The organism is Candidatus Pantoea deserta (assembly GCF_003813865.1).
Classification (GTDB): Bacteria; Pseudomonadota; Gammaproteobacteria; order Enterobacterales; family Enterobacteriaceae; genus Pantoea; species Pantoea deserta.
The window spans coordinates 143,584-166,770 of sequence record NZ_RMVG01000005.1 but is presented as its reverse complement, the minus strand read 5'-3'; the positions used below and the strand labels follow the sequence as shown (position 1 = coordinate 166,770).

Below are 23,187 nucleotides of genomic sequence, written 5' to 3'. Positions count from 1 at the left end.
AACGCTGAGAGGCGAAACGGCGCAAAGATTGCACCTATGATTGTAATAGGGTTGAATCCTTTCTCCACTGACAGGGAAGCATCATATGCAGCTAACATTTCTCGGCACCGGCGGCGGCGCGCCCAGCCTGCAACGCAACGTCACCTCGATTGCTTTTACCCATACCCTGCGCGGCGACACCTGGCTGTTCGACTGTGGCGAAGGGACGCAAATTCAGTACATGCGGTCGCCGCTGAAGCCGGGCCGCATGAACAAAATTTTTATCACTCACCTGCATGGCGACCATATTTTTGGCTTGCCGGGCCTGTTGACCAGCCGGTCGATGGGCGGCATCAGCGAGCCGCTGACCATTTATGGACCTAAAGGCATTAAGCTGTTTGTCGAGACCGCGCTGTCGCTGAGCGGCTCCTATACCGATTACCCGCTGGACATCGTTGAGATCGAAGCTGGCCTGGTGCTCGATGAGGGCGAATTTCGCGTCAGCGCCTGGCCGCTGGTGCACCCGCTGCCCTGTTTCGGCTACCGCATTGAGCAGCATGCCAAACCGGGCTTTCTCGACGCCGCGCGTCTGAAAGCCGAAGGCGTGCCGCGCGGCCCCTGGTATCAGCAGCTGAAAGCGGGTGAGACCGTGACGCTGGAGGATGGACGCGTGATTAACGGCGCAGACTATCTGGGACCCTCTACGCCCGGCAAAAGCCTGGCGATTTTTGGCGATACCGCGCCGACGCCGACGGCGCTTCAGCTGGCGGCGAACGTCGATGTGATGGTGCATGAAGCCACGCTTGAGGCGGCGTTGCAGGAAAAGGCGAACGGACGGGGTCACTCAACCACCCTTCAGGCGGCGCAGGTGGCGAAAGAGGCAGGCGCAAAGCGCCTGATTGCGACACACTTCAGCTCGCGCTATCTGCCGAAGGATATGCCGCGTTTGCTGGAGGAGTGCCGCTCAGTGTTTCCCGACACCGAGCTGGCATACGATCTGGCGGTGTTTACGCTGTAAGCGCCGACAGATTACTCAGGTACAAGCTGCGTCACGCTGGTGTGTCCGGTTCCGGCAGGCACCAGTTTCTGGTGGAGCCAGGGTAGCAGGTCGTTCATTTGCTGCGCCAGTTTCCACGGCGGGTTGATAACGATCATGCCCGACGCGGTCATACCGCGCTGGTCGCTGTCCGGACGCACCGCCAGCTCAATCTGCAAAATATTGCGAATGCCGGTCGCTTCCAGATCGCGCAGCATATGCTTGATCTGCTGGCGCAGCACGACCGGATACCACAGCGCGAAAATGCCGGTCGCGAAGCGCTTATGGCCTTCATGGATCGCTTTTACCACCGCCTGGTAGTCGCTTTTTAGCTCGTAAGGCGGATCGATAAGTATCAGGCCGCGACGGGTCGGCGGCGGCAACTTCGCTTTGAGCTGCTGATAGCCGTCGGCGCGCTCGACGCGGGCGCGGCTGTCTTTCAGAAACTCGCCGCGCAGCAGCGGAAAATCGCTGGGATGAAGCTCGGTAAGCTGAAGTTTGTCCTCTTCACGCAGCAGGTGACGCGCAATCAGCGGCGAGCCGGGATAGTAGCGCAGCGTGCCGTTTGGGTTGAGATCGCGAATGGCGTTGAAGTAGGGCTTTAATAACTCCGGCGCGTCCGGCTGCTGCCAGATACGGGCGATCCCTTCCAGATATTCACCGGTGCGTTCGGCATGCTCGCCGCTCAGCAAATATCGGCCTGCGCCCGCATGGCTGTCGAGATACAGGAAGGGTTTTTCTTTCTCTTTCAGCGCGCTGATGATCAGGCTCTGAACGGTGTGCTTCAGCACGTCGGCATGGTTACCGGCGTGAAAACTGTGGCGATAGCTCAGCATAACTGTGGGGATTCCGCGGTTGGCGTAAAAAAAGCGTACTGCAAGTGAGCAGGATTATACCTGCTGAAGGGGAAAAATGCTGGGCGATTCTCAGCTGCGGCTCTGGTCGAGCCGTTTCTTCATCGCTCAGCCTGCCTGGCATTGATTTTCGCTACACTTAGCCGCATGTTAGTAAGATTGCGTTGCGCGCGCTGTCGCGCCCCACACATTGAACAAGGACTGCGCTATGACCAATCCATTACTCCAGCCTTTTACGCTGCCGCCTTTTTCCTCTATCCAGCCTGAGCATGTCGTCCCCGCCGTGACCGAGGCGCTGAACGAATGTCGCGCTGCGGTAGAAAAAGTGGTGGCGCAGGGCGCGCCTTACACCTGGGACAATCTGGTGCAGCCGCTGGCCGAAGTGGACGATCGTCTTGGCCGCATCTTCTCGCCGGTAAGCCACCTCAACTCGGTGAAAAACAGCCCGGAGCTGCGTCAGGCCTATGAGCAGACGCTGCCGCTGCTGTCTGAATACAGTACCTGGGTCGGTCAGCACGAAGGGCTGTACCAGGCGTATCGCGATCTGAAAGAAGGCGAAAGCTTCGCCGCCCTCGACGTGGCGCAGCAGAAAGCCGTGGATAACGCGCTGCGCGATTTCGAGCTGTCCGGCATCGGTCTGGATAAAGAGAAGCAGCAGCGCTACGGCGAAATCGCCGCGCGCCTCTCTGAGCTGGGTTCGGCCTACAGCAACAACGTGCTGGACGCGACCATGGGCTGGAGCAAGCTGATTACTGACGAAAGCGAACTCGCCGGTATGCCGGAAAGCGCGCTGGCGGCGGCTAAAGCGCAGGCCGAAGCGAAAGAGCAGCAGGGCTGGCTGCTGACGCTGGATATTCCCAGCTATCTGCCCGTCATGACCTACTGCGATAACGCCGCGCTGCGTGAAGAGATGTATCGCGCCTACTCTACGCGCGCCTCCGATCAGGGTCCGAACGCCGGTAAATGGGACAATGGCCCGATCATGGCGGAAGAGCTGGCGCTGCGTCACGAGCTGGCGCAGCTGCTGGGCTTCGGCTCCTACGCCGAGAAATCGCTGGCGACTAAAATGGCGGAAAATCCGGCGCAGGTGCTCGACTTCCTGAACGATCTGGCGAAACGCGCCCGTCCGCAGGCTGAAAAAGAGCTGGCGCAGCTGCGCGCTTTTGCCCAGAAAGAGTATGGTATCAGCGAACTGAATCCTTGGGATCTCAGCTACTACGGCGAAAAACAGAAGCAGCATCTCTACACCATCAGTGACGAGCAGCTGCGTCCGTACTTCCCGGAAGCGCGCGCCGTGAACGGGCTGTTTGAAGTGGTGAAGCGCATCTACGGCATTACCGCCAAAGAGCGTACCGACGTCGATGTCTATCATCCGGACGTGCGTTTCTTTGACCTGTTTGATGAGAGCGGCGAACTGCGCGGCAGTTTCTACCTCGACCTGTACGCACGCGAGCACAAGCGCGGCGGCGCGTGGATGGACGACTGCGTCGGTCAGATGCGCAAGGCCGACGGCACGCTGCAAAAGCCGGTCGCCTATCTGACCTGTAATTTTAACCGTCCCGTGAATGGCAAACCGGCGCTGTTTACCCATGACGAAGTCACCACCCTGTTCCATGAATTTGGTCACGGCCTGCACCACATGCTGACGCGCATCGAAACGCCGGGCGTGTCCGGTATCAGCGGCGTGCCGTGGGATGCGGTCGAACTGCCGAGCCAGTTCATGGAAAACTGGTGCTGGGAGCCGGAAGCGCTGGCCTTTATTTCCGGTCACTATGAGACGGGCGAGCCGCTGCCGAAAGCGCTGCTCGACAAGATGCTGGCTGCGAAAAACTACCAGGCGGCGCTGTTTATCCTGCGTCAGCTGGAGTTTGGCCTGTTTGACTTCCGCCTGCACGCTGAGTTTGATCCGGCGAAGGGCGCGCAGATCCTCGAAACCCTGCGAGAAGTGAAAAAGCTGGTGGCGGTGGTGCCGAGTCCGGAATGGGGCCGCTTCCCGCACGCCTTTAGCCATATTTTCGCTGGCGGCTACGCGGCAGGTTATTACAGCTATCTGTGGGCTGACGTGCTGGCGGCGGATGCCTATTCGCGCTTCGAAGAAGAGGGCATTTTTAACCGTCAGACCGGCCAGTCGTTCCTTGATAACATCCTGACGCGCGGGGGTTCAGAAGAGCCGATGGAGCTGTTTAAACGCTTCCGCGGCCGTGAGCCGCAGCTGGATGCGATGCTGGAACATTACGGCATCAAAGGATAACGGCGGCAGTGAAAATCTGTTTAATCGATGAATCAGGCGCCGGTGACGGCGCCTTGTTGCATCTGGCGCAGCGCTGGCAGCTTGAACATGACGACGCCTGCATACTGGCGCTGGTGCAGACGCCGACGCATCTTGAACTGCGCAAGCGCGACGAGCCGAAACTGGGCGGCATTTTTGTCGATTTCGTCTCCGGCGTGATGGCGCATCGTCGTCGTTTCGGCGGTGGACGCGGCGAAGCGGTCGCGAAAGCGGTGGGTATTAAAGGCGATTACCTGCCGGACGTGGTGGATGCGACGGCCGGGTTAGGACGTGATGCGTTTGTCCTGGCGGCGATCGGCTGCCGGGTGCGGATGCTGGAGCGCCATCCGGTGGTGGCGGCGCTGCTGGAGGATGGATTGCAGCGCGGCTATCAGGATGCGGAAATCGGCGGCTGGCTGCGCGAGCGGCTGACGCTTATTCACGCGCCCAGCGCGCAGGCGCTCGGCGCTATTACGCCTGCGCCGGACGTGGTGTACCTTGACCCGATGTATCCGCACCGGCAGAAAAGCGCGATGGTGAAAAAGGAGATGCGGGTGTTTCAGTCGCTGGTGGGCGCCGATGACGACGCCGACGCGCTGCTGGAACCGGCGCGACGGCTGGCCAGGAAGCGTATTGTGGTGAAGCGGCCTGATTATGCGCCGCCGTTAGCGGGCATCGCCACGCAGGCGGCGGTGGTGACCAAAAGCCACCGCTTCGATATTTATCCGCCGCTCAGCGCCTGACGGGCGAGAAGGGAAATATCAACGGCTTATCACAGGATGTACAGCGGTTTCGGGCCGCTGTATTTTTCGCTGTCCTGCAACAGATCTGGGCGCTGAAAACGCCAGCCGCTTTAGCCTGGTTCATTGCTTTCATCACCCTGCCTGTTAAATACTGACGTCGCTATAACGCGCTTTCTCATTATGGATGCATACGATGACGCCGCCTGAAAAGAGCGACAGGCCGGGTTGGGTGAAAATAATACATACGCCTGGAGCAGGGATTGAAAATAAATAGCGCTCCATGCAAACAGGCGGCGGGATATTCTGATTTGCAGAGAAGAGTAAAGACGAGAAGCTGATTACAACGTTATCAGCCTGTCTGGCTTTTTTATCCAGCGCGGCGCAGCAGAGAGATCCCATTATTTCCCGGCGGTTTAATCCAGGCGGAGAGACAATGCCGTGCCTGCAAAATCCTTTCAGGGCAAAAGCCGGTTTGCACCGGCTTTTTGTTAACTCTTATTCATCATCCGCATCGCGCAGCGGAACAATCAGCATATCGATATGCACCGTATTAATCAGCTGGCGCGCCGAGGACATCAGCTTACTCCAGAAATCCTGATGATGGCCGCATACCACTAAATCCACATCATATTTTTTTATCGCATCAACCAGAACCTGGCCAAGATCGCCGCTACCGCTCAGGGTCTCACTGACCGGATAGCCCGCCGCGTCCGACAAACTGCGTAGCGCCGTATGCGTCTCTTCCGAGATGCGTTTCTGCATATCGCCCAGGTTAACATCAATCAGGCCGGTATAGAGGTCGGAATAGTTAACGTCAACGTGAATCAACGAGATTTTGGCGTCATAGGGTCGCGCCAGCGAAACGGCTTTATCCACCAGTAACTGGCTTTCCGGAGAAAGGTCTACTGCAATCAGGATATGTTTGTAAGCCATGATATAACTCCTTTCACAAGATTCAGGATGGCAACCTGTCTTCCTGTCGCGTTGTTATCTGCGAAATCCTTTACGCGAACGGGCGATGTCTGTCACCAGATGTTCTGCCGACCCTGCCGACAGATTATTGTTATGCCATAAGTATAGCGGCGACGAGCGACAAATGCTGCCGCACAGGCTGTGGATGTGAATAAGATCAAGGCTAATAAGCGGTTTCGCTTATGGCGAACGAAAATCATCGTTGGAAAAAATTTAAAATCTTCCTCTACACTACACATTAACGGTCACTTTCGCCTGGCGCTGACCGCACAACATTTCGTCAAAAAAACAGATCGCTTCAGGTCATTCAGAGGTTGGCTCTTTCCCGTGGAGCGTAAAGCGCAGCCGCGCTAAATCTGTCTCTACGGCTCCAGCCGGGAGGGGAATATGATCAGCACTATCGCGCTTTTCTGGGCTTTGTGTGTGGTATGTATTGTGAATATGGCGCGCTATTTTTCATCTCTGCGCGCGCTGCTGGCGGTGCTGCGAGGCTGCGATCCGCTGCTCTATCAATATGTTGATGGCGCAGGCTTCTTTACCTCGCACGGTCAGCCAGGTAAACAGGTGCGGCTGGTGCGCTATATCTGGGCGAGACGCTATCTCGACCATCATGACGATGAGTTTATCCGCCGCTGCGAACGCGTACGCGGCCAGTTCATGTTAACCAGCGCGCTGTGCGGCCTGGTCATCCTCAGCCTGATTTGCATGGCGATCTGGCACTGAAATAAAAAAGGGCGACCTGCGTCGCCCTTTAGCCAGTAAAAACGGTTATATCAGCTTCAGCGCCAGCCAGTAGAGGCAGCCTGACAGCACGATACAGACCGGCAGCGTAAACACCCACGCCATCGCGATATTTTTGATCGTCCGGCTTTGCAGGCCGCCGCCATCGACCAGCATGGTGCCCGCCACAGAGGACGACAGGATATGCGTGGTGGAGACCGGCATTCCGGTATAGCTGGCGATACCGATAGAGACCGCCGCCGTGACCTGCGCCGACATTCCTTGCGCATAGGTCATGCCTTTTTTACCAATCTTTTCGCCGATAGTAGTGGCGACGCGACGCCAGCCGATCATGGTGCCGATGCCCAGCGCCAGCGCGACCGCCATGATAATCCAGACCGGCGCGTACTCAATGGTGCCCAGCAGATCGGTTTTCAGCCGTCCCAGGAAGCGCTTATCTTCAGCGCTGGTTTCGGGCAGCTTAGCCGTTTTGTCGGCGGTATCCGCGATACACAGCAGCAGACGACGCATCTGGCTACGCTGCTCAACGGTGAGCTGGTCATAGCTTTGCAGATTGTTATTCAGCAGGCCCTGCGCGCGCTGAACGGCCTGCAAGGCCCGTGCGCTGTCGCAGTGGAACTCTTTCGGACCTGACGGCGCTTCTTCCGGCGTCGGCAGAGCAGGCGGAGCCATCTGAATAACGTGCGTCAGCGAGTCGCCGTGCTGCTGATAATACTGCTCAAGATGGTTAACCGCATCGCGCGTGCGGGTGATGTCATAGCCGCTGGCGTTCATGTTAACCACAAAGCCCGCCGGCGCAACGCCGATCAGCACCAGCATAATCAGGCCAATGCCCTTCTGACCGTCGTTAGCGCCGTGCGAGTAGCTGACGCCGATAGCAGAAACAATCAGCGCGATACGCGTCCAGAAAGGCGGCTTTTTCTTGCCGTCGATCTTTTCGCGGTCGGCTGGGGTCATATGGATACGCGCGCGTTTTTTCGTGCCGCTCCAGTAGCGACGCAGCAGGAAAATCAGGCCGCCCGCGATGATCAGACCGACAATCGGCGACAGAATCAGCGACAAAAAGATGTTGATCACTTTCGGGATATTCAGCGCATCGATAACCGAAGTGCCGGTCATCAGCGCGTTGGTCAGGCCGATGCCGATAATCGCGCCAATCAGCGTATGCGAACTGGACGCCGGCAACCCCAGATACCAGGTTCCCAGATTCCAGATAATCGCGGCCAGCAGCATAGAGAAGACCATTGCCAGGCCGTGCGCGGAGCCAACGTTCAATAACAGATCGGTAGGAAGCATATGCACAATGGCGTAAGCAACGCTTAAACCACCGAGCAGCACGCCGAGGAAGTTGAACACGCCTGCCATTACTACAGCTAACTGCGCACGCATGGCGCGAGTATAGATAACCGTCGCAACTGCGTTGGCCGTGTCGTGAAAGCCGTTGATTGCTTCGTAGAACAATACAAACAGCAGGGCAAGAACCAATAACAGGCCGGTACTGAGGTCAAGACCAGCGAACAAATGTAGCATAAACATTACGCCATTTTTGAGGACATGAGCGCGGCGCATTATCTGCGACAACGCACTATATGGGAAAGCAAAATATAGCCTTGTTTTGACTTAAAAATATTGCGAAACGCTTCTTTTAAGTCAAAAGTGCCCTAAAATTAAACAGTTACATTATGACATATTTGCGACAAGTTTTTGATGCTGGCGTCGCGCAGGGCAGATCTTTACAATCAGCGCCTCGTGAGACAGGCAGGGTATACGCAGTGGAAAAATTTGACGTTATTATCGTGGGTGCCGGTGCGGCGGGACTTTTCTGCGCGGCGCAGGCCGGGCAGCGAGGCCGACGCGTGCTGTTGCTGGATAACGGCAAAAAGCCTGGCCGTAAAATTTTGATGTCGGGCGGCGGCCGCTGCAATTTTACCAATATGTATACCGAACCGGCCGCCTACCTGTCGCACAACCCCCACTTCTGCAAATCGGCGCTGGCGCGCTACACCCAGTGGGATTTTATCGATCTGGTCAATCAGCACGGCATTGCGTACCACGAAAAAACGCTGGGCCAGCTGTTTTGCGACGACTCAGCGGCGCAGATTGTCGATATGCTGATGGCTGAATGCGATAAAGGTCAGGTCACTCTGCGTCTGCGCAGCGAGGTGCTAAGCGTCGCCCGCAGTGAGGCTGGCTATACGCTTCAGCTCAATGGCGCGACGGTGCAGGCAGAGAAGCTGGTCATTGCCAGCGGCGGACTCTCTATGCCGGGACTCGGCGCCACGCCTTTCGGCTATAAAATCGCCGGGCAGTTTGGCCTGACGGTTTTCCCGACGCGCGCCGCGCTGGTGCCTTTTACCCTGCACAAGCCGCTGCTGGAACGCCTTCAGACGCTCTCCGGCGTGGCGGTTGACGCCACTATCGAGGCGCAGGACGGCACGCTGTTCAAAGAGGCGATGCTGTTCACCCACCGCGGTCTTTCCGGCCCGGCCGTGCTGCAAATCTCCAGCTACTGGCAGCCAGGCGAACATATCACCGTGAATCTGTCGCCTTCCACCTCGATCGATGAATTTATTAATGCGCAGCGCGAAGCCCATCCCAATCTGAGCCTGAAAAATAGTCTGGCGAAGCTGCTGCCGAAGCGTCTGGTTGAGGTGTTGCAGGAGATGGAGCAGATACCCGATGTGTCGCTGAAACAGCTCAACAGCAGGCAGCAGGCCGAGCTCGCGCAGACGCTGCATCAGTGGCGCGTGCAGCCGAACGGCACCGAAGGCTATCGCACCGCGGAAGTCACGCTGGGCGGCGTCGATACTACGCAGCTGTCGTCAAAGACAATGGAAGCGCGGGATGTGCCGGGACTCTATTTTATCGGCGAGGTGGTGGACGTCACCGGCTGGCTGGGCGGCTATAACTTCCAGTGGGCCTGGAGTTCGGCCTGGGCGTGTGCGCAGGCAATTTGATGCACGAATTCAGCAGCAGGCGAGCGACCTGACTTAACGACTCATTCGCCATTACAGAAACAGAAAACAGGTTAAGCCCAGGCAATAGTTTGCCGTACCGGGCTTAACCCGTTTGTCATTAAACTAAAATCTGGCGGGCGAAAGGAATTTACTGATATTTTTCTTTGAAATAGATTTCAACATCCTCCAGGCTTTTTCCTTTTGTCTCCGGCACATAAAAACTGAAAATGGTGAATGCCACGCATATTGCGGCAAAGAGCCAGAAGGTTGCAGATGCGCCCATTCCATTAAGCATGGGCAATGAAACCAGCGCAATAACCAGATTTGTAGCAAAAATAATAAAAATCGACAGGCTGGTCGCTTTTGCCCGCGCTCTTAACGGCGAGATTTCCGAAATAATCAGAAAACCCAGCATGCCAGGACTCACCGCGTACATCACGACATAAAACACCAGCGATGCCAGCGCCAGCCAGCTGCTGCCTTCAAATGCGGGCACGGAAAAGATCAGCGCCAGTATCACCAGGCTTATGGTTAATCCAGCTGCCCCCGCGATCAGCAGCGGACGACGTCCAACCTTATCAACAATCAACATGCCGACCACGGTAAAAATGACGTTGGTCAGACCTAAGCCAACGGTGCCTGCCCAGGAGGCGGAGGAAGTAAAACCGCTGGTTTGAAGGATTTGCGGGGCAAAATAAATAACCAGATTAATGCCACAAGCATTAGAGAAAAACGCGACCAGCACGCCAATGACGATCATTGGACGGATATGTCCGCTCAGTAAGTCGCGCCATTTGATATCGTCCTGCTCAAGTGCATTCAAGCGCTCGGTTTCTTTGATTTCCTCATCAACATCATCCGTTCCGCGCAGCTTAATCAACGTTCGACGCGCAGCGGCATGTTTATTAGTGGCAATCAGCCAGCGCGGCGACTCCGTAACGAATAGCACGCCAAGTGCGAGGGCAATGCCAAACACGCTGGCAATGCCTACCGGAAAGCGCCACGATCCCTGACTCTCTGCGGCCGTGTTTACCCCATACGCAATCACGATGCCGACGGTAATCATGAGCTGAAACGAGGTGACCAGAAGCCCACGAACTTTTGCCGGAGCCAGCTCGGCAATATAGACGGGGACCAGAACAGATGATGCGCCTACGCCGATCCCCTGAAGGATACGAGCAAAGGTTAAAAGCTCAATGCTGTTACTGTAACCTGACAGCACTGCGCCAGCCGCGAAGCAGATGCCTGAAATAAACAGGTTAATCTTACGACCATATTTATCTGCCAAAGGCCCGGCTAACAGCGCACCGATCATTGCGCCCAGCAAGGACATACTGACAATTATTCCCTGCATAAAGTCAGTAATATGGAATTGCTTGCCAATAAATACGATTGCACCTCCAATAATACCGGTGTCATAGCCAAATATTATTCCTCCTACAGAGGAGATAATAATTGACATAATAATAAATATGCTAATGTTTTTTGATTTCCCTGTGCTGTGTTGCCCTTCCCTTATTTCTGCATTAACCATGATGTTACCCCGTCGTTTATAATAATAAAGTCTAAGTTAACTCTGGAATTACCGTGGCTCCGAGCGCGCCCGCGACATCGCCTAACTGAGACGGTACGATCCATTTATTAATGGCATAAGCGTCTGAACGCGTCAGCGCCTCTTCAAGGCCAGGTTTGAAAAGTGGATAATAGTGAGCGGCACTTCCGCTAAGGATGGTTATATCGGGACCGTAAAGCGTCAGTAATGTCACTAACCCGCGTCCAAGATAATTGCCGTAACGATGGAAGACCTTTGCGACCTCTTCTTTTTCCTGAGCGGCTCTCTCATAAAAATGCACATCATGCTTTTCAAAAGCGATAGTCGGTAAAAGGGACTCCAGATTCTGCTGAAGCCAGGTTCGGGATGCCAGGGTTTCCCAGCATCCTTTCAGGCCGCAATAGCAGGTCAGGGCATTTCCTGATATGGGAATATGACCCGCTTCTGGGTGCTGCCCGCCACTCGTGCGGAAGGGCTTGCCCTTATCAAGCAGCGCAACACCAATTCCCGTCCCCAGCGTCACCATCAGGAGGCGTTTGCTGTTTTTGCCCGCACCGAAGTAGTACTCGCCAAGAACAGCGGCGACCGCATCGTTATCAATCGCCACTTTTACGCCGAGTTTTTTATTCAACTCATCGGCCAGCGGAAAAAAAGAGAAGCACTCAAGCGTATCTTTGTTGTAAATGACACCGGATGTCGTGTCGACTGGTCCGCTGGCGCCGATGCCAAGGCTGGCTAAAGTCATCCCTTGCGGGATCAGAGAGAGAACGTGATCGGCCAGAGCGTCGGAACGTCTCTCTTTACTGATGCCTGCAAACTCAGCTGTGGCAACGGTTTTGCTGTTCAGCGTACCCGCACTGTCCTGAATGATGATTCGGGTTCCTGTTCCGCCTATATCTATCCCTGCTTTTACCCGGCCTGTCATACGGCTACCGTGATCTTTTGGCCATACAGGAACTGGCCAGCAATAAAGCCATTGTGTCGGGCCAGCGCGACGGTCAGATGTTCGATATAGATAAATCCGCACAGCAGCTGGCTAAGCTCATGGCCAGCCGAGATCGGGAGAAGGGCAGATGCCGCGAAAGGGCGTTCACCAATGGTGACGACATCCGTTCCGTTAGCCAGTAATTCTGTAGCCAGTCTTTCCAGCGTTTCATCACCGGCTTTACCCAGCAGCACGGCCAGCATACCCTGGCCCGAGGTTTCCAGCGGCCCGTGGCGAAATTCGCCACCGATAAAGCCTTCGGCGCTGACTTTAGAGGCTTCCTTGGTAATCAGGGCGCCTGTTAGCGCGCTGGAGGCATACGAGCCTGTAGCAATATAGGCAACGCGAGGACGAGCAGAAGTAAAAAGGGTGTCCGCAAAGCGTGCGACCGCCTCTTTTTCCTGCACCAGTCGACGAATATCACCCAGCGTATCCGTAACCGCAGCGCAGATCCTCTGCTCATCCTCACCCAGCAGCAGAGCCAGCGTGCGATAGCCGGCAATGAGCGTATTAAGATAACTCTTCGAACTGACCGTCGCTTCATCACCGCTTTTCAGAGTAATTAAAATATCGGCGCTTTTACCCAGTGTGCTGTTTTCATCATTGGTTAAGCCAATAAGGGTTTTTGGACGGTTTCCCTCCTTCAGCAGCGCCACGATCTCGCCGCTCATACCGGACTGTGAGGTCATCCATAACAACGTCTTTTCTGTAACAAGGTTGGGCATATCCAGCAAACGGCCCGCGTCCACCCGCCATACCGGGTATCCCTTAGCAATCAAGGCACGTTCAATGGGGATCAGCCCATAATCTGACGAACCCATACCTGTCAAAACAATGCGATCGTATTCGTGCAGTTTTAGTGTTTTCAGGGATTCAGGCAGGGGGTTTTTTAGCTGAGCCAGCACGGCTTCAGGCTGCATGGCGATATCGTTTTCATACGGATTAGACACAAGCACCTCGACATTAATGTGAATGACCTGTTCAACCTACATGCACGATATTGTGCATGTCAATGCGCGATTTCATGCGTGTGATATGAGTTTCATATTTTTAAGGTTTGTTTATTAACTTGATGATATTTAAAATATTAACGGTGCATGATGCTTTTTTCGTGATAAGATCGAATGCAATCAAACGTGTAGGGAGGAAGAAAATGCTGGCAAATGAGAGACGTAGTAAAATTCTTTCGATGCTGGTTTCCACGGGTTATCTCCATGCCAGTCAACTGGCGGAAGAATTCAACGTGGACAGCTCTACGGTAAGAAGAGACCTGATTCATCTGGAAAAAAACGGCAAAATCATTCGTACGCATGGCGGCGTTCTGCCCGTTCTCTCTACGGAGGGTCAGGATACCCCTTACAATATTCGCAAGGGTCGCAACCACGAGCAGAAAGTTGCCATTGGGAAATATGCGGCTTCGCTTATTGCGGACGGTGACTCTGTTATCCTGGATAATGGCTCAACGGTTTATGAACTTGCTGTCCATCTGACATTAAAAAAAGATCTGACCGTTATCACCAACGATCTCAATATTGCCTTGCTGCTCAGTCAATATCCGGCGATTAATCTGAACGTGACGGGCGGTGTCGTCGCAGGCAATTCATTTACGCTTGTCGGCCCTGATGCTACACGTAAATTCAGCGAAGTTTACGCCGACTGGGCGTTTATGGGTGCGGAGGGGGTCCATGCCGAAGCGGGTATAACCAACGTTAATGCCATTGAAATTCCAACTAAAAAAGCGATTCTCAGCGCGGCGCGAACAAAAGTTATCCTCGCGGATTCATCCAAAATCGGTTATCGGGCTTTGTCGCATGTCTGCGATCTCGATAGCATCGATATGGTTATTACCGATAAGAGGAAAAATGAAAAAATATCCGCAGGCTATAACGGAAAAATTTACTTCGCACAGTAAGTTACCTGATTCAAAATGCTTCTGTAAAATCTGATATGAAGCGTTTTATTGAATTGATTTACATAGATATTGCTAGCTGAAGGGCAACGGAAACGGCCTCTTCGATTTCCTGCTTTCTCTGCTGAATCCAGCATGAAACCCGCCGGATGCGCTTCTGGCCCCATGCCTGAATGTCAGGCTGCGTCGCGGCATGTATGAGACCAGGCTGGAAGCCTGGCGACACAGCGCTTTTCGTTGCAAAAATGCGGTTTTGCCGCAGGACGGCCTGAATACCGCTTCGCTAATTCCCTGAGCCGCAACACTTTTAGACGATTCCGCCTGGCGCGTTTGTCGGCTGGATTTCATACTTCTGATTTATCACAGAGGAGATCCATCCCCCATGCTCACCTTTTTGCGTTCCCTGTTTTCCAGCCCCGAAAGCTTTATCAGAGGCATGTCACGCCAGGACATCAATGATTCCATCGCCGATGGCGAACGCATCATTATTGATGAAGATGGCAATGCTTCGGTGAACGTGCTGAGTGAGGAAGTGCATGAGGATTTCGCCCGCCACGTTGAATCACTGAAAGGGGTTTAACATGGGTACGGCGATATTCATGGTGCTGATGGTCTGCGGCTACTGGTACACCAGCCGCGATCTCTCCAGCCGCTTCAAAATACGCCGCAGCTTCGGCTGGGACGTCTACTTTCTGGTCGCGCTGTATGGCTGCATCTTTGTTTTGCAGGGCATGCTGGCCACGGCGATTATCTGGCTGGTCTTGCTGATTATCTCCAGCATATCCAATAGCTTGCAGCTAATGCCTGGCGAACATCTGCGCTGGCAGATGGAATTTATGAACTGGAGCTTTCTTGGCATTCAGGCTCCTGTGGTGGTGATGCTGGCCTTTGCGGTCATGTTTTGCATGTACCGTTCAAACTGGTCGGCAAGCGCGCGCCTCAACAGCAGCGGGCGGAAAGATCTTTATCAGCAGCTCTCGAAGTCCAATGGCGTCGAGCAGCTGCTCTATCAGTGTATGCAGGAGGGAGAGCTGGCATGGATCACGCTAAAGTCACGTCGCATCTATGTCGGCATGGTGCATGCCGCCACCTTTGAGTATGAAAATACCGCGAATATTGTGCTAATCCCGATGCTGAGCGGCTATCGCGACAGTAAAACGCTCAGCATGTCGATTGAACACAACTACAGCCGCTGGTATGCCGAGCACGGTATTACGCTAACCTCTGAACCCAAAAACGCTATGGCGTTCCGTAAGGTGCTGATGGTGGATCAGATCGAAAGCCTGTCGCTGTTCGATCCCGCCAGCGCCAGTTCGCTGGCGATGACCCATCACGACGGCGTTCCGATGGAGGTGCACGGCTCTTTTACTCCAGGTTCTCCGCCGTAAACAGCCGCAGAGCGACTTTGCCATCCTGGTAAACATCGGGCTGGTAGCCGTTCTCCAGATGACGCAGCAGCAGGTCGATCGCCAGACGTGCGTGCTGTTGCGCGTTCTGATCCAGCGCAAAAGCCAGCTCATCGTTGCGCAGTAGTTGGTGCGTTACGGAATAAAGCTCATGAGTGATATAGCTGCACCGTCCCAGCAGCTGGTGCAGGCGCAGCATTTCACTCACCTCGCTATTGCCCATGCCGGTGTTATAAAGACCGGCCACGTGCCGGGAGCGGGACAGGCTGCTATCCAGCAGCGTGCGGATGGTATCGCGCTGGTCCAGGCCAAACAGAACTTCACGCAAATGGCGCTGCGGCGCACGCTGCATCATGACTTCACGGAATCCAGCGATGCGTTGACGATGCGCCAGGTAATCGAAGCGACCGCTTACCATAAGGACATCGCCCGGCTGATTTACGATTTTGCTCATCAACAGACCCGCAGTACGTCCCGCCTGATACTGATCGATGCCGACATGGCACAGACGCTCGGCGTCGGGCAGATCGGTTACAATCGTCACCACCGGCACGCCGCGGCTGCGACAGAGTGCCAGTGCGCGATAGACTGGCGGATAGTCATGTCCAAAAACGATGATGCCGTCGCGTGTGGCGCTGCGCGCAATAATGCTCTGCGCCAGCTTTTCCGGCTGCGACTCGGCAACCAGCGTTTTATGCAGCGTAATGCGTCGATAGCCCAGCTCGCCTGCCACTTCGCTAAAATAGCGCACCAGCTGCTGAAAAAACGAAGAACCGTTATTGCTGAGGAACACCTCAATTTGCCAGGCATGGCGATACTCTTCCGGCAGCAGCCTTTTCAGCCCGATTTCTCGCGCGGCTTTCAGCACCTTACGCGTCGTTTCAGGCGACACGCCGCCGCGTTCGTTTAATACCCGATCGACGGTGGCAATACCGACGCCTGCTATTTTTGCCACCGTCTCAAGGGTGAGCTTTTTCATTCTTGCTCCACGCATGGCCTTATTTGCCATAACCTTCCTGATATTAATAACCATTTTTCAGCTGGCGTAAAATAGCGCCTGGCTGCGTCAGTGCTATTTTAATGACTGCGCTCACTGTTGTTCCAGCTTATTTTTAAGCACATTTTATGTTGCCTATAAAAAGCGCAGTAGATAAGGCGAAAAAAAGAGCAGATAGTTAATAACTAATAACGCTGCGAAATTTTTATCACTGGCTGATAATTAGAAATGTCAATAATGGCTCAAGGTGTTTCCAGTTTAATAATCTGATTTGTAAGGATTTTAAGGGGTTTATGATGGTTTTTCATCAACGCCTCGCTTTCCCAAAGTAGGTTAAAAATTTATGATTATTTTGTTGGTAATAAATGGAAAATGATTTTAGGGATGTTAACACCCGACCTCTGAGAAAACGGATGCGTCCGTCGTTAAGTATCAATCCTGATAAAAATAATAACCCTGTCGCCAGTTAAAAATTATGGCGTGCAGGGGAGAGCGATCGCCTGAATATAACTAAGGGCGGCGCGATTATATCGTTAAATAATTTAATGTGATTAATTCGTTGGCAGGGAAAAAAATGAAACGCAGAGAGTTTCTCACCTCCGTGGCTGCGCTGGGCATGGCGTCATCGCTGCCTGTGGCAAAAGCCGAAACCGTACAAGGCGGTCAACCCTGGGAAGCGGGCAAAATCAATACCCCGCCTGCGCCGCGCAAGGGCGGACTGCAATATCTGACGCAGCAGGAGTTCGATATGCTGGGGGCTATTGCTGAACGCTTTATCCCCGCTGACGAACTAAGCATCAGCGGCAAAGAGGCAGGCTGCGCCACCTTTATCGACCGTCAGCTGGCAGGCGATTATGGCAACGCTGTCGCCATTTATCGACTGGGCCGCTTCGTTAAAGGCACGCCGGAGCAGGGACCGCAATCGCCGCTGACGCCCGCACAGCGCTATCGTCAGGGACTCGCCGCGCTTGAAGAGTTCGCGCATCAACACTTCCATAAAAGTTTTGTCGCACTGAGCGGCGAACAGCAGGACGATCTTCTGCATCGCATGGAGACGGATCAGCTTAATCTTGGTCCAAACGTAGAGACCAGGGTTTTCTTTGAGCTGCTGCTGCAAAACGTGCGGGAAGGCTTTTTATCCGATCCGATCTACGGCGGCAACAAAGAGATGGCCAGCTGGAAAATGCTCGGTTTTCCCGGCGCGCGCTACGACTTCCGCGATCTGATTGGCAAAAAAGGGAAGAAGCTGCACATCATCCCGACCAGCCTGATTGATAACACCCTTTGACTCTTCAGTCTGACTGAGCAGTGAGTTAACACATGCAAAATATTCGTCCAAACGCTGACGCTGTAATCGTCGGCCTGGGTTGGTGCGGCTCGTTGATTGCCGAAGAGCTGACCCGCGCAGGTCTGAATGTGGTCGCCATCGAACGTGGCCCCTGGTTTGAGACCGCTACCGATTTTCCGCCCTCCATTGACACCGATGAACTGCGCTGGGATACCCGTCGCAGCATGCTGCTGCCGCCAGCGGTGGAAACCACGACGTTCCGTAATCACCGTAGTGAAACCGCGCTGCCGACCCGTGAATGGAATTTGAATGAACTGGGCTACAACGTGGGAGGTTCGGGCACTCACTGGGCCGGCATGGCCTGGCGATTCACGCCGTGGGATTTTCAACCCTATACCCAGACGGTACAGCGCTACGGCAAGCAGCAGATTGCTAAAGGGCTGATCCTGCAAGACTGGGGCGTCACCTATGACGAACTGGAGCCGTTTTACGATCGTTTTGAGAAGATCGCAGGGGTATCCGGCAAAGCAGGCAAACTTAACGGCGAGATTATTGCCGACGGCAACCCGTTTGAAGGCAACCGCAGCAGCGAGTATCCGCTGCCGCCGCTGGAAAGCACGCGCCTGACCGACCTGTTCCGCGACGCAGCGAAATCGCTTGGCCAGCATCCCTTTATGGTGCCTGCCGGTCAGACTTCGCGCGCCTACGTCAATCCGCTCGGTGTACGTATGGGCCCCTGTACCTACTGCGGCTACTGCCTCTATTACGGCTGCGGCAACTTCTCTAAATCCAGCCCGAACGCCTGCGTGATCCCGGCGCTAATGCAGCGGGAAAACTTTACGGTGCTGACGGATTCCGCGGTGGTGCGCGTTAACAAAGCGGACGATGGTAAAACCGCCACTGGCGTGACCTACATCGACAAGAACAAGAAAGAGTGGGTGCAACCAGCAGACATCGTCATTCTGTCGGCGTTTCAGATGCAGAACGTGCGTCTGCTGCTGCTGTCGAAAATCGGCCAGCCCTACGATCCGGAAACCAAAACCGGCACGGTAGGGCGCGCCTACAGCTTCCAGACCGTTTCCGGAGCCAGCCTGTTCTTTGAGGACGAATACCTCAACCCCTTTATCGGTGCGGGCGCGCTGTCGCAGCAGGTCGATGACTGGAATGGCGATAACTTTGACCACAGCGATAAAGACTTCATTGGTGGCGCGGGCATTCTGGTGGTGGCGCGCGGCGCGCGCCCTATTGGTAACGCTGACGCGCTGCCGCCGGGCACGCCGCGCTGGGGCAAAGCATGGAAAAAGGCTTATACCCAGGCTTTTCAGAACGCCACCTTTATTTTTGGTCAGGGCACCAGCTTCTCACATGAAGACTACTATCTCGACCTGGACCCGGAATATAAAGATGACAACGGCAACCCTCTGCTGCGCGTTACCTTTGACTACAACGATAACGACCGTCGCTCGGCGAAGTTTATCGAAGAAAAGAGCGTCGAAATTGGTAAAGCCATGGGAGCGAAAACCGTTATCGGCACCAACTCAGCCGCCGGAAAATATTCTCCCTACAACTTCGCCAGCGACCATACCATCGGCGGCGCAGTGATGGGCACCGATCCGAAAACCAGCGTGCTCAACCGCTATCAGCAGAGCTGGGACATGCACAATCTGTTTGTGCTTGGCGCATCGTCCTTTCCGAATAACGCGGGCTACAACCCAACCGGCACTATCGGCGCGCTCAGTCTCTGGACGGCAAAGGCGATCATCGATCAATACCTGAAAAACCCTGGCCCCCTGGTGAAGGTGTGATATGAAAAAGACAACCCTTGCAGGCGGCGCGGCAGTGATCGCCGGCATTATCGCAGCCGGTCTGTTGTGGCAAAACGGCGATACCTCAGCCGATAACGTGGCGGATAACCAGACGTTGACCAGTCAGCTTCCAGCCGCGACGGATGCTGCCGCAGTGGCGCGTGGCAGATATATTGCCATCGCGGGCGACTGCGTCGCCTGTCATACCGCGCCGGGCAGCAAAGATGCCTTTGCGGGTGGCTACTCAATCAGCACGCCGTTTGGCGGCATCTTTGCCAGCAATATCACGCCGGATAAAGAAACCGGTATCGGCAACTGGACCGAGCGCGATTTTTATCGGGCAGTACGTCATGGCAAAGGCAAAGAGGGCGAGCATCTCTATCCCGCTATGCCCTATAACGCCTATGTGAAAGTCAGCGACGAGGACATGCATGACCTGTGGATGTATATGCGTTCGGTGAAACCCGTGCGCTACAAGGTACCGGAAACGAACCTCGGTTTTCCCTACAACATTCGCCTGGCGATGATGGGCTGGAATCTGTTGTTTTTCCGCAACAGCGGCTTTGAAAGCGATACGGGCAAGTCAGCTGAGTTCAATCGCGGCGCCTATCTGGTAGAGGGGCTGGAGCACTGCGGTGCCTGTCATACGCCGAAAAACCTGCTCGGCGGCGATACCAGCGACTTTTTGCAGGGCAGCAACCTCAGCGAGTGGCATGCGCCGGACCTGACGTCGAACCGCTACGTCGGCATTGGCGGCTGGAGCGAAGAGCAAATTGTCGATTACCTGAAGCTGGGCAGCAACCACGTCGCTGTGGCGTCCGGCCCGATGGCGGAGGCGGTGACCAACTCAACGCAGCATCTTAATGACGCCGATCTGCGTGCCATTGCCACCTTCCTGAAAGCGCAGCCCGCGTCACCGACGCAGCCGCCGCAGCCGCAGAACCCTGACAGCGCGCTGATGAAGAGCGGAGAGAATGTCTACAGCGCCAACTGTAGCGCCTGCCACAACAGCGACGGCAAAGGGATCCCGAACCTGGCCGCCAGTCTGGTGAACAATCCGGGTCTGCTGGCGGATGATGCTTCTTCCATTATCACCACGGTATTGCAGGGTGGGCGTGGCGCGGTGACCCAGGGCAATCCGACCAGCGGTGCTATGCCGAGTTTTGCCTGGAAGCTGTCGGATGAACAGGTCGCAGCCGTATCAACCTATATCCGTAACAGCTGGGGCAACGCCGCGACGCAGGTAGAAGCCAAAGAGGTGGCGGGCAAACGCAAGCTGTTGAAGCTGCCTGACCAGATGGCGGCGCATTAAAACAGGCGGCGTAAGCCGCCTTTTTTACACCTTGTGCTCTCACCGTCGCTGAACGCACGCGCGACATCACCTTCCGCGCGGCAGACTCTAAGCTGATTAGGTCACTTCATCAGAGAGGAACGAACATGGCAGGCAAAGCATTAGTGATTGGCGCCTCGCGCGGCATAGGTCTGGCGGTGGTTAAGGCGCTGGCGGCACAAGGCTGGCAGGTTACGGCAACGTACCGCAGCAGCACGCCTGAGGCGCAGGCGCAATGGCACGCGCTGGATATGACGCATCAGGACGAGGTTCGGCAGCTGGCGAACCAGCTCGAAGGCGAACAGTTTGACGTGATACTGATCAATGCCGGCATTTCCGGGCCATCGCATCAGAATCTGTTGCAGAGCAGCGACGAAGAGCTGGCGCAGCTGTTTATGACTAACGCCATCGCGCCGGTGCGCAGCGCCGAAACTCTGCTGCCCTTGCTGACGAAGCAGAACGGGGTGATTGGCTTTACGACGTCTATTCTTGGCAGCCTGAATGAGAATGATACGGCGGCGATGCCGATCTATTCGGCCAGCAAATCGGCGCTGAATATGTTGAGCCGCGCGCTGCTGCCGCAGATTGACGAGCATAACGCGACGCTGCTGTCGCTGCATCCGGGCTGGGTAAAAACCGATATGGGCGGTGAATCCGCGCCGGTGACGGTAGAGCAGAGCGGAGAAGGGCTGGTGAAACAGCTTGAGACCTATCGCGGACGCGGCGGCCATCACTACGTCGACTACGCCGGGCAGCTGTTGCAGTGGTAATTCAAAGGCGCGCCAGCGCCTTTTTTGCATCCTTATCGCTGAAATACTACACTCGCGGCATATTCTGACAAGGAGTTAGTATGTCTCAATCCGTTCAGCGTAAGCCGCTGCCGCTGCCGGGCGGCCACAATAAAGTGCTGTTGCACTCCTGCTGCGCGCCCTGTTCCGGCGAAGTGATGGAAGCGATGCTGGCTTCCGGCATCGACTACACCATTTTTTTCTACAATCCCAATATTCATCCGCTGAAAGAGTACGAGCTGCGTAAAGAGGAGAATATCCGCTTTGCTGAAAAGTTCGGCGTGCCCTTTGTGGATGCCGATTACGATCGCGACAACTGGTTTGAGCGCGCGAAAGGGATGGAATGGGAGCCGGAACGCGGCGAACGCTGCACCATGTGCTTTGATATGCGCTTTGAACGCACCGCGCTCTATGCGCACGAACATGGCTTTCCGGTGATTACCAGTTCGCTGGGCATCTCTCGCTGGAAGAATATGCAGCAAATTAACGACTGTGGCGCGCGCGCCGCATCGCGCTATCCCGATATGCTTTACTGGGACGTAAACTGGCGCAAAGGCGGCGGTTCGGCGCGTATGATTGAAATCAGCAAGCGCGAGCGTTTTTACCAGCAGGAGTATTGCGGTTGTATCTATTCGCTGCGCGATTCCAATCGTCATCGCGTCGCCAGCGGACGCGAACGTATTAAAATCGGCGTGCAATACTATGCGCCGGATAGCGAAGAGTCATAATGTAAAGGGCGAACCTTTCGCCCTTTATTATTCACGCTGAAGCATGATGTCAACGCAGCGCGTGGCAGGACTCGTCGACATCCAGAGTGCGAATATTCAGGCGGCCTGCCGTATAGCGTTTAGCCGCATGACTGGCGGGCTGCGCCTGGCGGCAAAGCGCGCAGGGATTAATATTGCCCTCCAGCCGCGCCTGAGTCTGCGCATCCAGCTTGTGCTTGCGGCAAACATGGGGCGTGCAGCCCATCACCTGCTTAAAAGAGCGCGTAAAAGATTGCTGGCTCTCGAAATGGTATTTTACCGCCAGCGTAATAATAGGTACGGAACTGCTTTTCAGCGCATAAACACAGGCGGCCAGCTTTCGTTTACGGATATAGCGCGCCAGGGTTTCATTACGGCAGCGTGCAAAAAGTTTCTGTAAATACCATTTTGAATATCCTGACTTTTCAGCAATATCATCAATGCTGAGCCGTTGGTCGAGATGGCTATCAATCCACTCGGTAATGGTATCGATCACTTCTTCATTATATTTTTTCTCGCGCATATTTCACCCTCATCCACAAAGTGCGCACAGTGTAGAGAAGTTAACCTTTCGCTATATAGGTCTGTCGTAAAGAATTATCAGAAAATGCATTTTTATTTTTTTACAAGAGGTGTGGAATATATAAATTTTATCAAAAAGAGATGAGTGTTGCTTAAAGGTTGTAGAATCCAGGCAAAGAGAGAAAATAAAGGTAAAGTATTTGTCTTCTGAAAGCATGAATATTTAACCTTATTGTGGTTTTCACAGCAGAAATGGCGCATGACGCTTCTGCGTCTGTTAAATAACGGCAGGCAAAATAGCGCAGGCA

22 protein-coding genes are annotated in these 23,187 nt (G+C 54.7%); 14 read left to right on the top strand and 8 right to left on the bottom strand.

The genetic code is table 11. From position 1 onward, the window contains the following. The first annotated feature begins 85 nt into the window (after positions 1–85). Positions 86–997: a ribonuclease Z gene (gene rnz / locus BBB56_RS09525; RefSeq protein WP_123800718.1), complete on the top strand. Its 912-nt coding sequence runs from the start codon at positions 86–88 to the stop codon at positions 995–997. A gap of 11 nt (positions 998–1,008) precedes the next feature. On the opposite strand, the gene BBB56_RS09520 is transcribed toward rnz, so the two are convergent. After that, positions 1,009–1,851, bottom strand: a complete 843-nt coding sequence (locus BBB56_RS09520) for a 23S rRNA (adenine(2030)-N(6))-methyltransferase RlmJ (protein WP_123800717.1) — start codon at positions 1,849–1,851, stop codon at positions 1,009–1,011. A 226-nt stretch (positions 1,852–2,077) separates the two neighbouring features. Between BBB56_RS09520 and prlC the strand changes: the two genes are divergently transcribed. Together prlC and rsmJ are read left to right on the top strand one after the other, a co-directional pair. Further along, positions 2,078–4,120 carry an oligopeptidase A gene (prlC, locus tag BBB56_RS09515; RefSeq protein WP_123800716.1) on the top strand — a complete coding sequence of 681 codons (2,043 nt, stop codon included), beginning with the start codon at positions 2,078–2,080 and terminating at the stop codon, positions 4,118–4,120. An 8-nt stretch (positions 4,121–4,128) separates the two neighbouring features. Next, positions 4,129–4,881, top strand: a complete 753-nt coding sequence (gene rsmJ / locus BBB56_RS09510; protein ID WP_123800715.1) for a 16S rRNA (guanine(1516)-N(2))-methyltransferase RsmJ — start codon at positions 4,129–4,131, stop codon at positions 4,879–4,881. Positions 4,882–5,376: 495 nt separating this feature from the next. Here rsmJ and uspA read toward each other — a convergent pair whose 3' ends face one another. Continuing rightward, complete coding sequence (uspA, locus tag BBB56_RS09505) at positions 5,377–5,814, bottom strand: universal stress protein UspA (RefSeq protein WP_123800714.1); 438 nt, start codon at positions 5,812–5,814, stop codon at positions 5,377–5,379. A 186-nt stretch (positions 5,815–6,000) separates the two neighbouring features. On the opposite strand from uspA, the gene BBB56_RS09500 reads away from it, so the two are divergent. Next, a complete protein-coding gene (locus tag BBB56_RS09500) occupies positions 6,001–6,207 on the top strand; it encodes a hypothetical protein (RefSeq protein ID WP_123800713.1) in 207 nt (68 codons plus the stop codon). Between the two features lie 33 nt (positions 6,208–6,240). Then, positions 6,241–6,576 (top strand): universal stress protein UspB, encoded by a 336-nt coding sequence (gene uspB, locus BBB56_RS09495; RefSeq protein ID WP_123800712.1) that lies wholly within the window; start codon positions 6,241–6,243, stop codon positions 6,574–6,576. A 45-nt stretch (positions 6,577–6,621) separates the two neighbouring features. On the opposite strand, the gene pitA is transcribed toward uspB, so the two are convergent. Further along, the gene (pitA, locus tag BBB56_RS09490; RefSeq protein ID WP_123800711.1) at positions 6,622–8,124 is read right to left on the bottom strand and encodes an inorganic phosphate transporter PitA; all 1,503 of its coding nucleotides are present in this window, start codon (positions 8,122–8,124) and stop codon (positions 6,622–6,624) included. A 242-nt stretch (positions 8,125–8,366) separates the two neighbouring features. Here pitA and BBB56_RS09485 point away from each other — a divergent pair, with 242 nt between their 5' ends. Next, a complete protein-coding gene (locus tag BBB56_RS09485; RefSeq protein ID WP_123800710.1) occupies positions 8,367–9,551 on the top strand; it encodes a BaiN/RdsA family NAD(P)/FAD-dependent oxidoreductase in 1,185 nt (394 codons plus the stop codon). 148 nt (positions 9,552–9,699) lie between these two features. Here the strand turns inward: BBB56_RS09485 and BBB56_RS09480 are convergent, their stop codons facing one another. From BBB56_RS09480 to BBB56_RS09470, 3 genes are read right to left on the bottom strand one after another with little or no spacing between them, the layout of a single operon-like run. Then, a complete protein-coding gene (locus tag BBB56_RS09480) occupies positions 9,700–11,085 on the bottom strand; it encodes a sugar porter family MFS transporter (protein WP_123800709.1) in 1,386 nt (461 codons plus the stop codon). A gap of 31 nt (positions 11,086–11,116) precedes the next feature. After that, entirely contained in the window at positions 11,117–12,028 is a 912-nt protein-coding gene (locus BBB56_RS09475; protein ID WP_123800708.1) for an ROK family protein, read from the bottom strand. Further along, the gene (locus BBB56_RS09470) at positions 12,025–12,993 is read right to left on the bottom strand and encodes an SIS domain-containing protein (RefSeq protein ID WP_233593010.1); all 969 of its coding nucleotides are present in this window, start codon (positions 12,991–12,993) and stop codon (positions 12,025–12,027) included. The genes BBB56_RS09475 and BBB56_RS09470 overlap by 4 nt, the downstream gene beginning before the upstream one ends. A gap of 248 nt (positions 12,994–13,241) precedes the next feature. Between BBB56_RS09470 and BBB56_RS09465 the strand changes: the two genes are divergently transcribed. From BBB56_RS09465 to BBB56_RS09455, 3 genes are all read left to right on the top strand, one after another. Continuing rightward, the gene (locus BBB56_RS09465) at positions 13,242–14,000 is read left to right on the top strand and encodes a DeoR/GlpR family DNA-binding transcription regulator (RefSeq protein ID WP_123800706.1); all 759 of its coding nucleotides are present in this window, start codon (positions 13,242–13,244) and stop codon (positions 13,998–14,000) included. A gap of 379 nt (positions 14,001–14,379) precedes the next feature. Then, complete coding sequence (locus BBB56_RS09460; protein ID WP_123800705.1) at positions 14,380–14,577, top strand: hypothetical protein; 198 nt, start codon at positions 14,380–14,382, stop codon at positions 14,575–14,577. 1 nt (position 14,578) lies between these two features. Next, a complete protein-coding gene (locus tag BBB56_RS09455; RefSeq protein WP_233593009.1) occupies positions 14,579–15,385 on the top strand; it encodes a hypothetical protein in 807 nt (268 codons plus the stop codon). Here BBB56_RS09455 and BBB56_RS09450 read toward each other — a convergent pair. After that, positions 15,363–16,382 (bottom strand): LacI family DNA-binding transcriptional regulator, encoded by a 1,020-nt coding sequence (locus BBB56_RS09450; RefSeq protein ID WP_123800704.1) that lies wholly within the window; start codon positions 16,380–16,382, stop codon positions 15,363–15,365. The two genes, BBB56_RS09455 and BBB56_RS09450, sit on opposite strands and share 23 nt — an antisense overlap. Positions 16,383–16,974: 592 nt before the next feature. Here BBB56_RS09450 and BBB56_RS09445 point away from each other — a divergent pair. The 5 genes from BBB56_RS09445 to BBB56_RS09425 all read left to right on the top strand — a co-directional run bounded on the left by BBB56_RS09445 (position 16,975) and on the right by BBB56_RS09425 (position 22,339). Next, positions 16,975–17,688 carry a gluconate 2-dehydrogenase subunit 3 family protein gene (locus BBB56_RS09445; protein ID WP_123800703.1) on the top strand — a complete coding sequence of 238 codons (714 nt, stop codon included), beginning with the start codon at positions 16,975–16,977 and terminating at the stop codon, positions 17,686–17,688. A gap of 32 nt (positions 17,689–17,720) precedes the next feature. Continuing rightward, positions 17,721–19,493 carry a GMC family oxidoreductase gene (locus BBB56_RS09440; protein WP_123800702.1) on the top strand — a complete coding sequence of 591 codons (1,773 nt, stop codon included), beginning with the start codon at positions 17,721–17,723 and terminating at the stop codon, positions 19,491–19,493. Position 19,494: 1 nt separating this feature from the next. Continuing rightward, positions 19,495–20,805: a c-type cytochrome gene (locus BBB56_RS09435; RefSeq protein ID WP_123800701.1), complete on the top strand. Its 1,311-nt coding sequence runs from the start codon at positions 19,495–19,497 to the stop codon at positions 20,803–20,805. A 125-nt stretch (positions 20,806–20,930) separates the two neighbouring features. Further along, the gene (locus tag BBB56_RS09430; RefSeq protein WP_123800700.1) at positions 20,931–21,593 is read left to right on the top strand and encodes an SDR family oxidoreductase; all 663 of its coding nucleotides are present in this window, start codon (positions 20,931–20,933) and stop codon (positions 21,591–21,593) included. An 80-nt stretch (positions 21,594–21,673) separates the two neighbouring features. Beyond that, the gene (locus BBB56_RS09425; RefSeq protein ID WP_123800699.1) at positions 21,674–22,339 is read left to right on the top strand and encodes an epoxyqueuosine reductase QueH; all 666 of its coding nucleotides are present in this window, start codon (positions 21,674–21,676) and stop codon (positions 22,337–22,339) included. Positions 22,340–22,388: 49 nt separating this feature from the next. Here BBB56_RS09425 and BBB56_RS09420 read toward each other — a convergent pair whose 3' ends face one another. Then, positions 22,389–22,880, bottom strand: coding sequence for a helix-turn-helix domain-containing protein (locus BBB56_RS09420; protein ID WP_123800698.1), 492 nt, complete (start codon positions 22,878–22,880; stop codon positions 22,389–22,391). Positions 22,881–23,187 lie beyond the last annotated feature (307 nt).

What these genes read in the sequence shown, in the direction of transcription:
- uspB (WP_123800712.1), top strand. Translation starts at nt 6,241, where the DNA reads ATGATCAGCACTATCGCGCTTTTCTGGGCTTTGTGTGTGGTATGTATT.
- rnz (WP_123800718.1), top strand. Translation starts at nt 86, where the DNA reads ATGCAGCTAACATTTCTCGGCACCGGCGGCGGCGCGCCCAGCCTGCAA.
- pitA (WP_123800711.1), bottom strand. Translation starts at nt 8,124, where the DNA reads ATGCTACATTTGTTCGCTGGTCTTGACCTCAGTACCGGCCTGTTATTG.
- prlC (WP_123800716.1), top strand. Translation starts at nt 2,078, where the DNA reads ATGACCAATCCATTACTCCAGCCTTTTACGCTGCCGCCTTTTTCCTCT.
- BBB56_RS09450 (WP_123800704.1), bottom strand. Translation starts at nt 16,382, where the DNA reads ATGAAAAAGCTCACCCTTGAGACGGTGGCAAAAATAGCAGGCGTCGGT.
- BBB56_RS09445 (WP_123800703.1), top strand. Translation starts at nt 16,975, where the DNA reads ATGAAACGCAGAGAGTTTCTCACCTCCGTGGCTGCGCTGGGCATGGCG.
- BBB56_RS09430 (WP_123800700.1), top strand. Translation starts at nt 20,931, where the DNA reads ATGGCAGGCAAAGCATTAGTGATTGGCGCCTCGCGCGGCATAGGTCTG.
- BBB56_RS09475 (WP_123800708.1), bottom strand. Translation starts at nt 12,028, where the DNA reads ATGACAGGCCGGGTAAAAGCAGGGATAGATATAGGCGGAACAGGAACC.
- BBB56_RS09420 (WP_123800698.1), bottom strand. Translation starts at nt 22,880, where the DNA reads ATGCGCGAGAAAAAATATAATGAAGAAGTGATCGATACCATTACCGAG.
- BBB56_RS09440 (WP_123800702.1), top strand. Translation starts at nt 17,721, where the DNA reads ATGCAAAATATTCGTCCAAACGCTGACGCTGTAATCGTCGGCCTGGGT.
- BBB56_RS09460 (WP_123800705.1), top strand. Translation starts at nt 14,380, where the DNA reads ATGCTCACCTTTTTGCGTTCCCTGTTTTCCAGCCCCGAAAGCTTTATC.
- BBB56_RS09455 (WP_233593009.1), top strand. Translation starts at nt 14,579, where the DNA reads ATGGGTACGGCGATATTCATGGTGCTGATGGTCTGCGGCTACTGGTAC.
- uspA (WP_123800714.1), bottom strand. Translation starts at nt 5,814, where the DNA reads ATGGCTTACAAACATATCCTGATTGCAGTAGACCTTTCTCCGGAAAGC.
- BBB56_RS09520 (WP_123800717.1), bottom strand. Translation starts at nt 1,851, where the DNA reads ATGCTGAGCTATCGCCACAGTTTTCACGCCGGTAACCATGCCGACGTG.
- BBB56_RS09465 (WP_123800706.1), top strand. Translation starts at nt 13,242, where the DNA reads ATGCTGGCAAATGAGAGACGTAGTAAAATTCTTTCGATGCTGGTTTCC.
- BBB56_RS09425 (WP_123800699.1), top strand. Translation starts at nt 21,674, where the DNA reads ATGTCTCAATCCGTTCAGCGTAAGCCGCTGCCGCTGCCGGGCGGCCAC.
- BBB56_RS09435 (WP_123800701.1), top strand. Translation starts at nt 19,495, where the DNA reads ATGAAAAAGACAACCCTTGCAGGCGGCGCGGCAGTGATCGCCGGCATT.
- BBB56_RS09480 (WP_123800709.1), bottom strand. Translation starts at nt 11,085, where the DNA reads ATGGTTAATGCAGAAATAAGGGAAGGGCAACACAGCACAGGGAAATCA.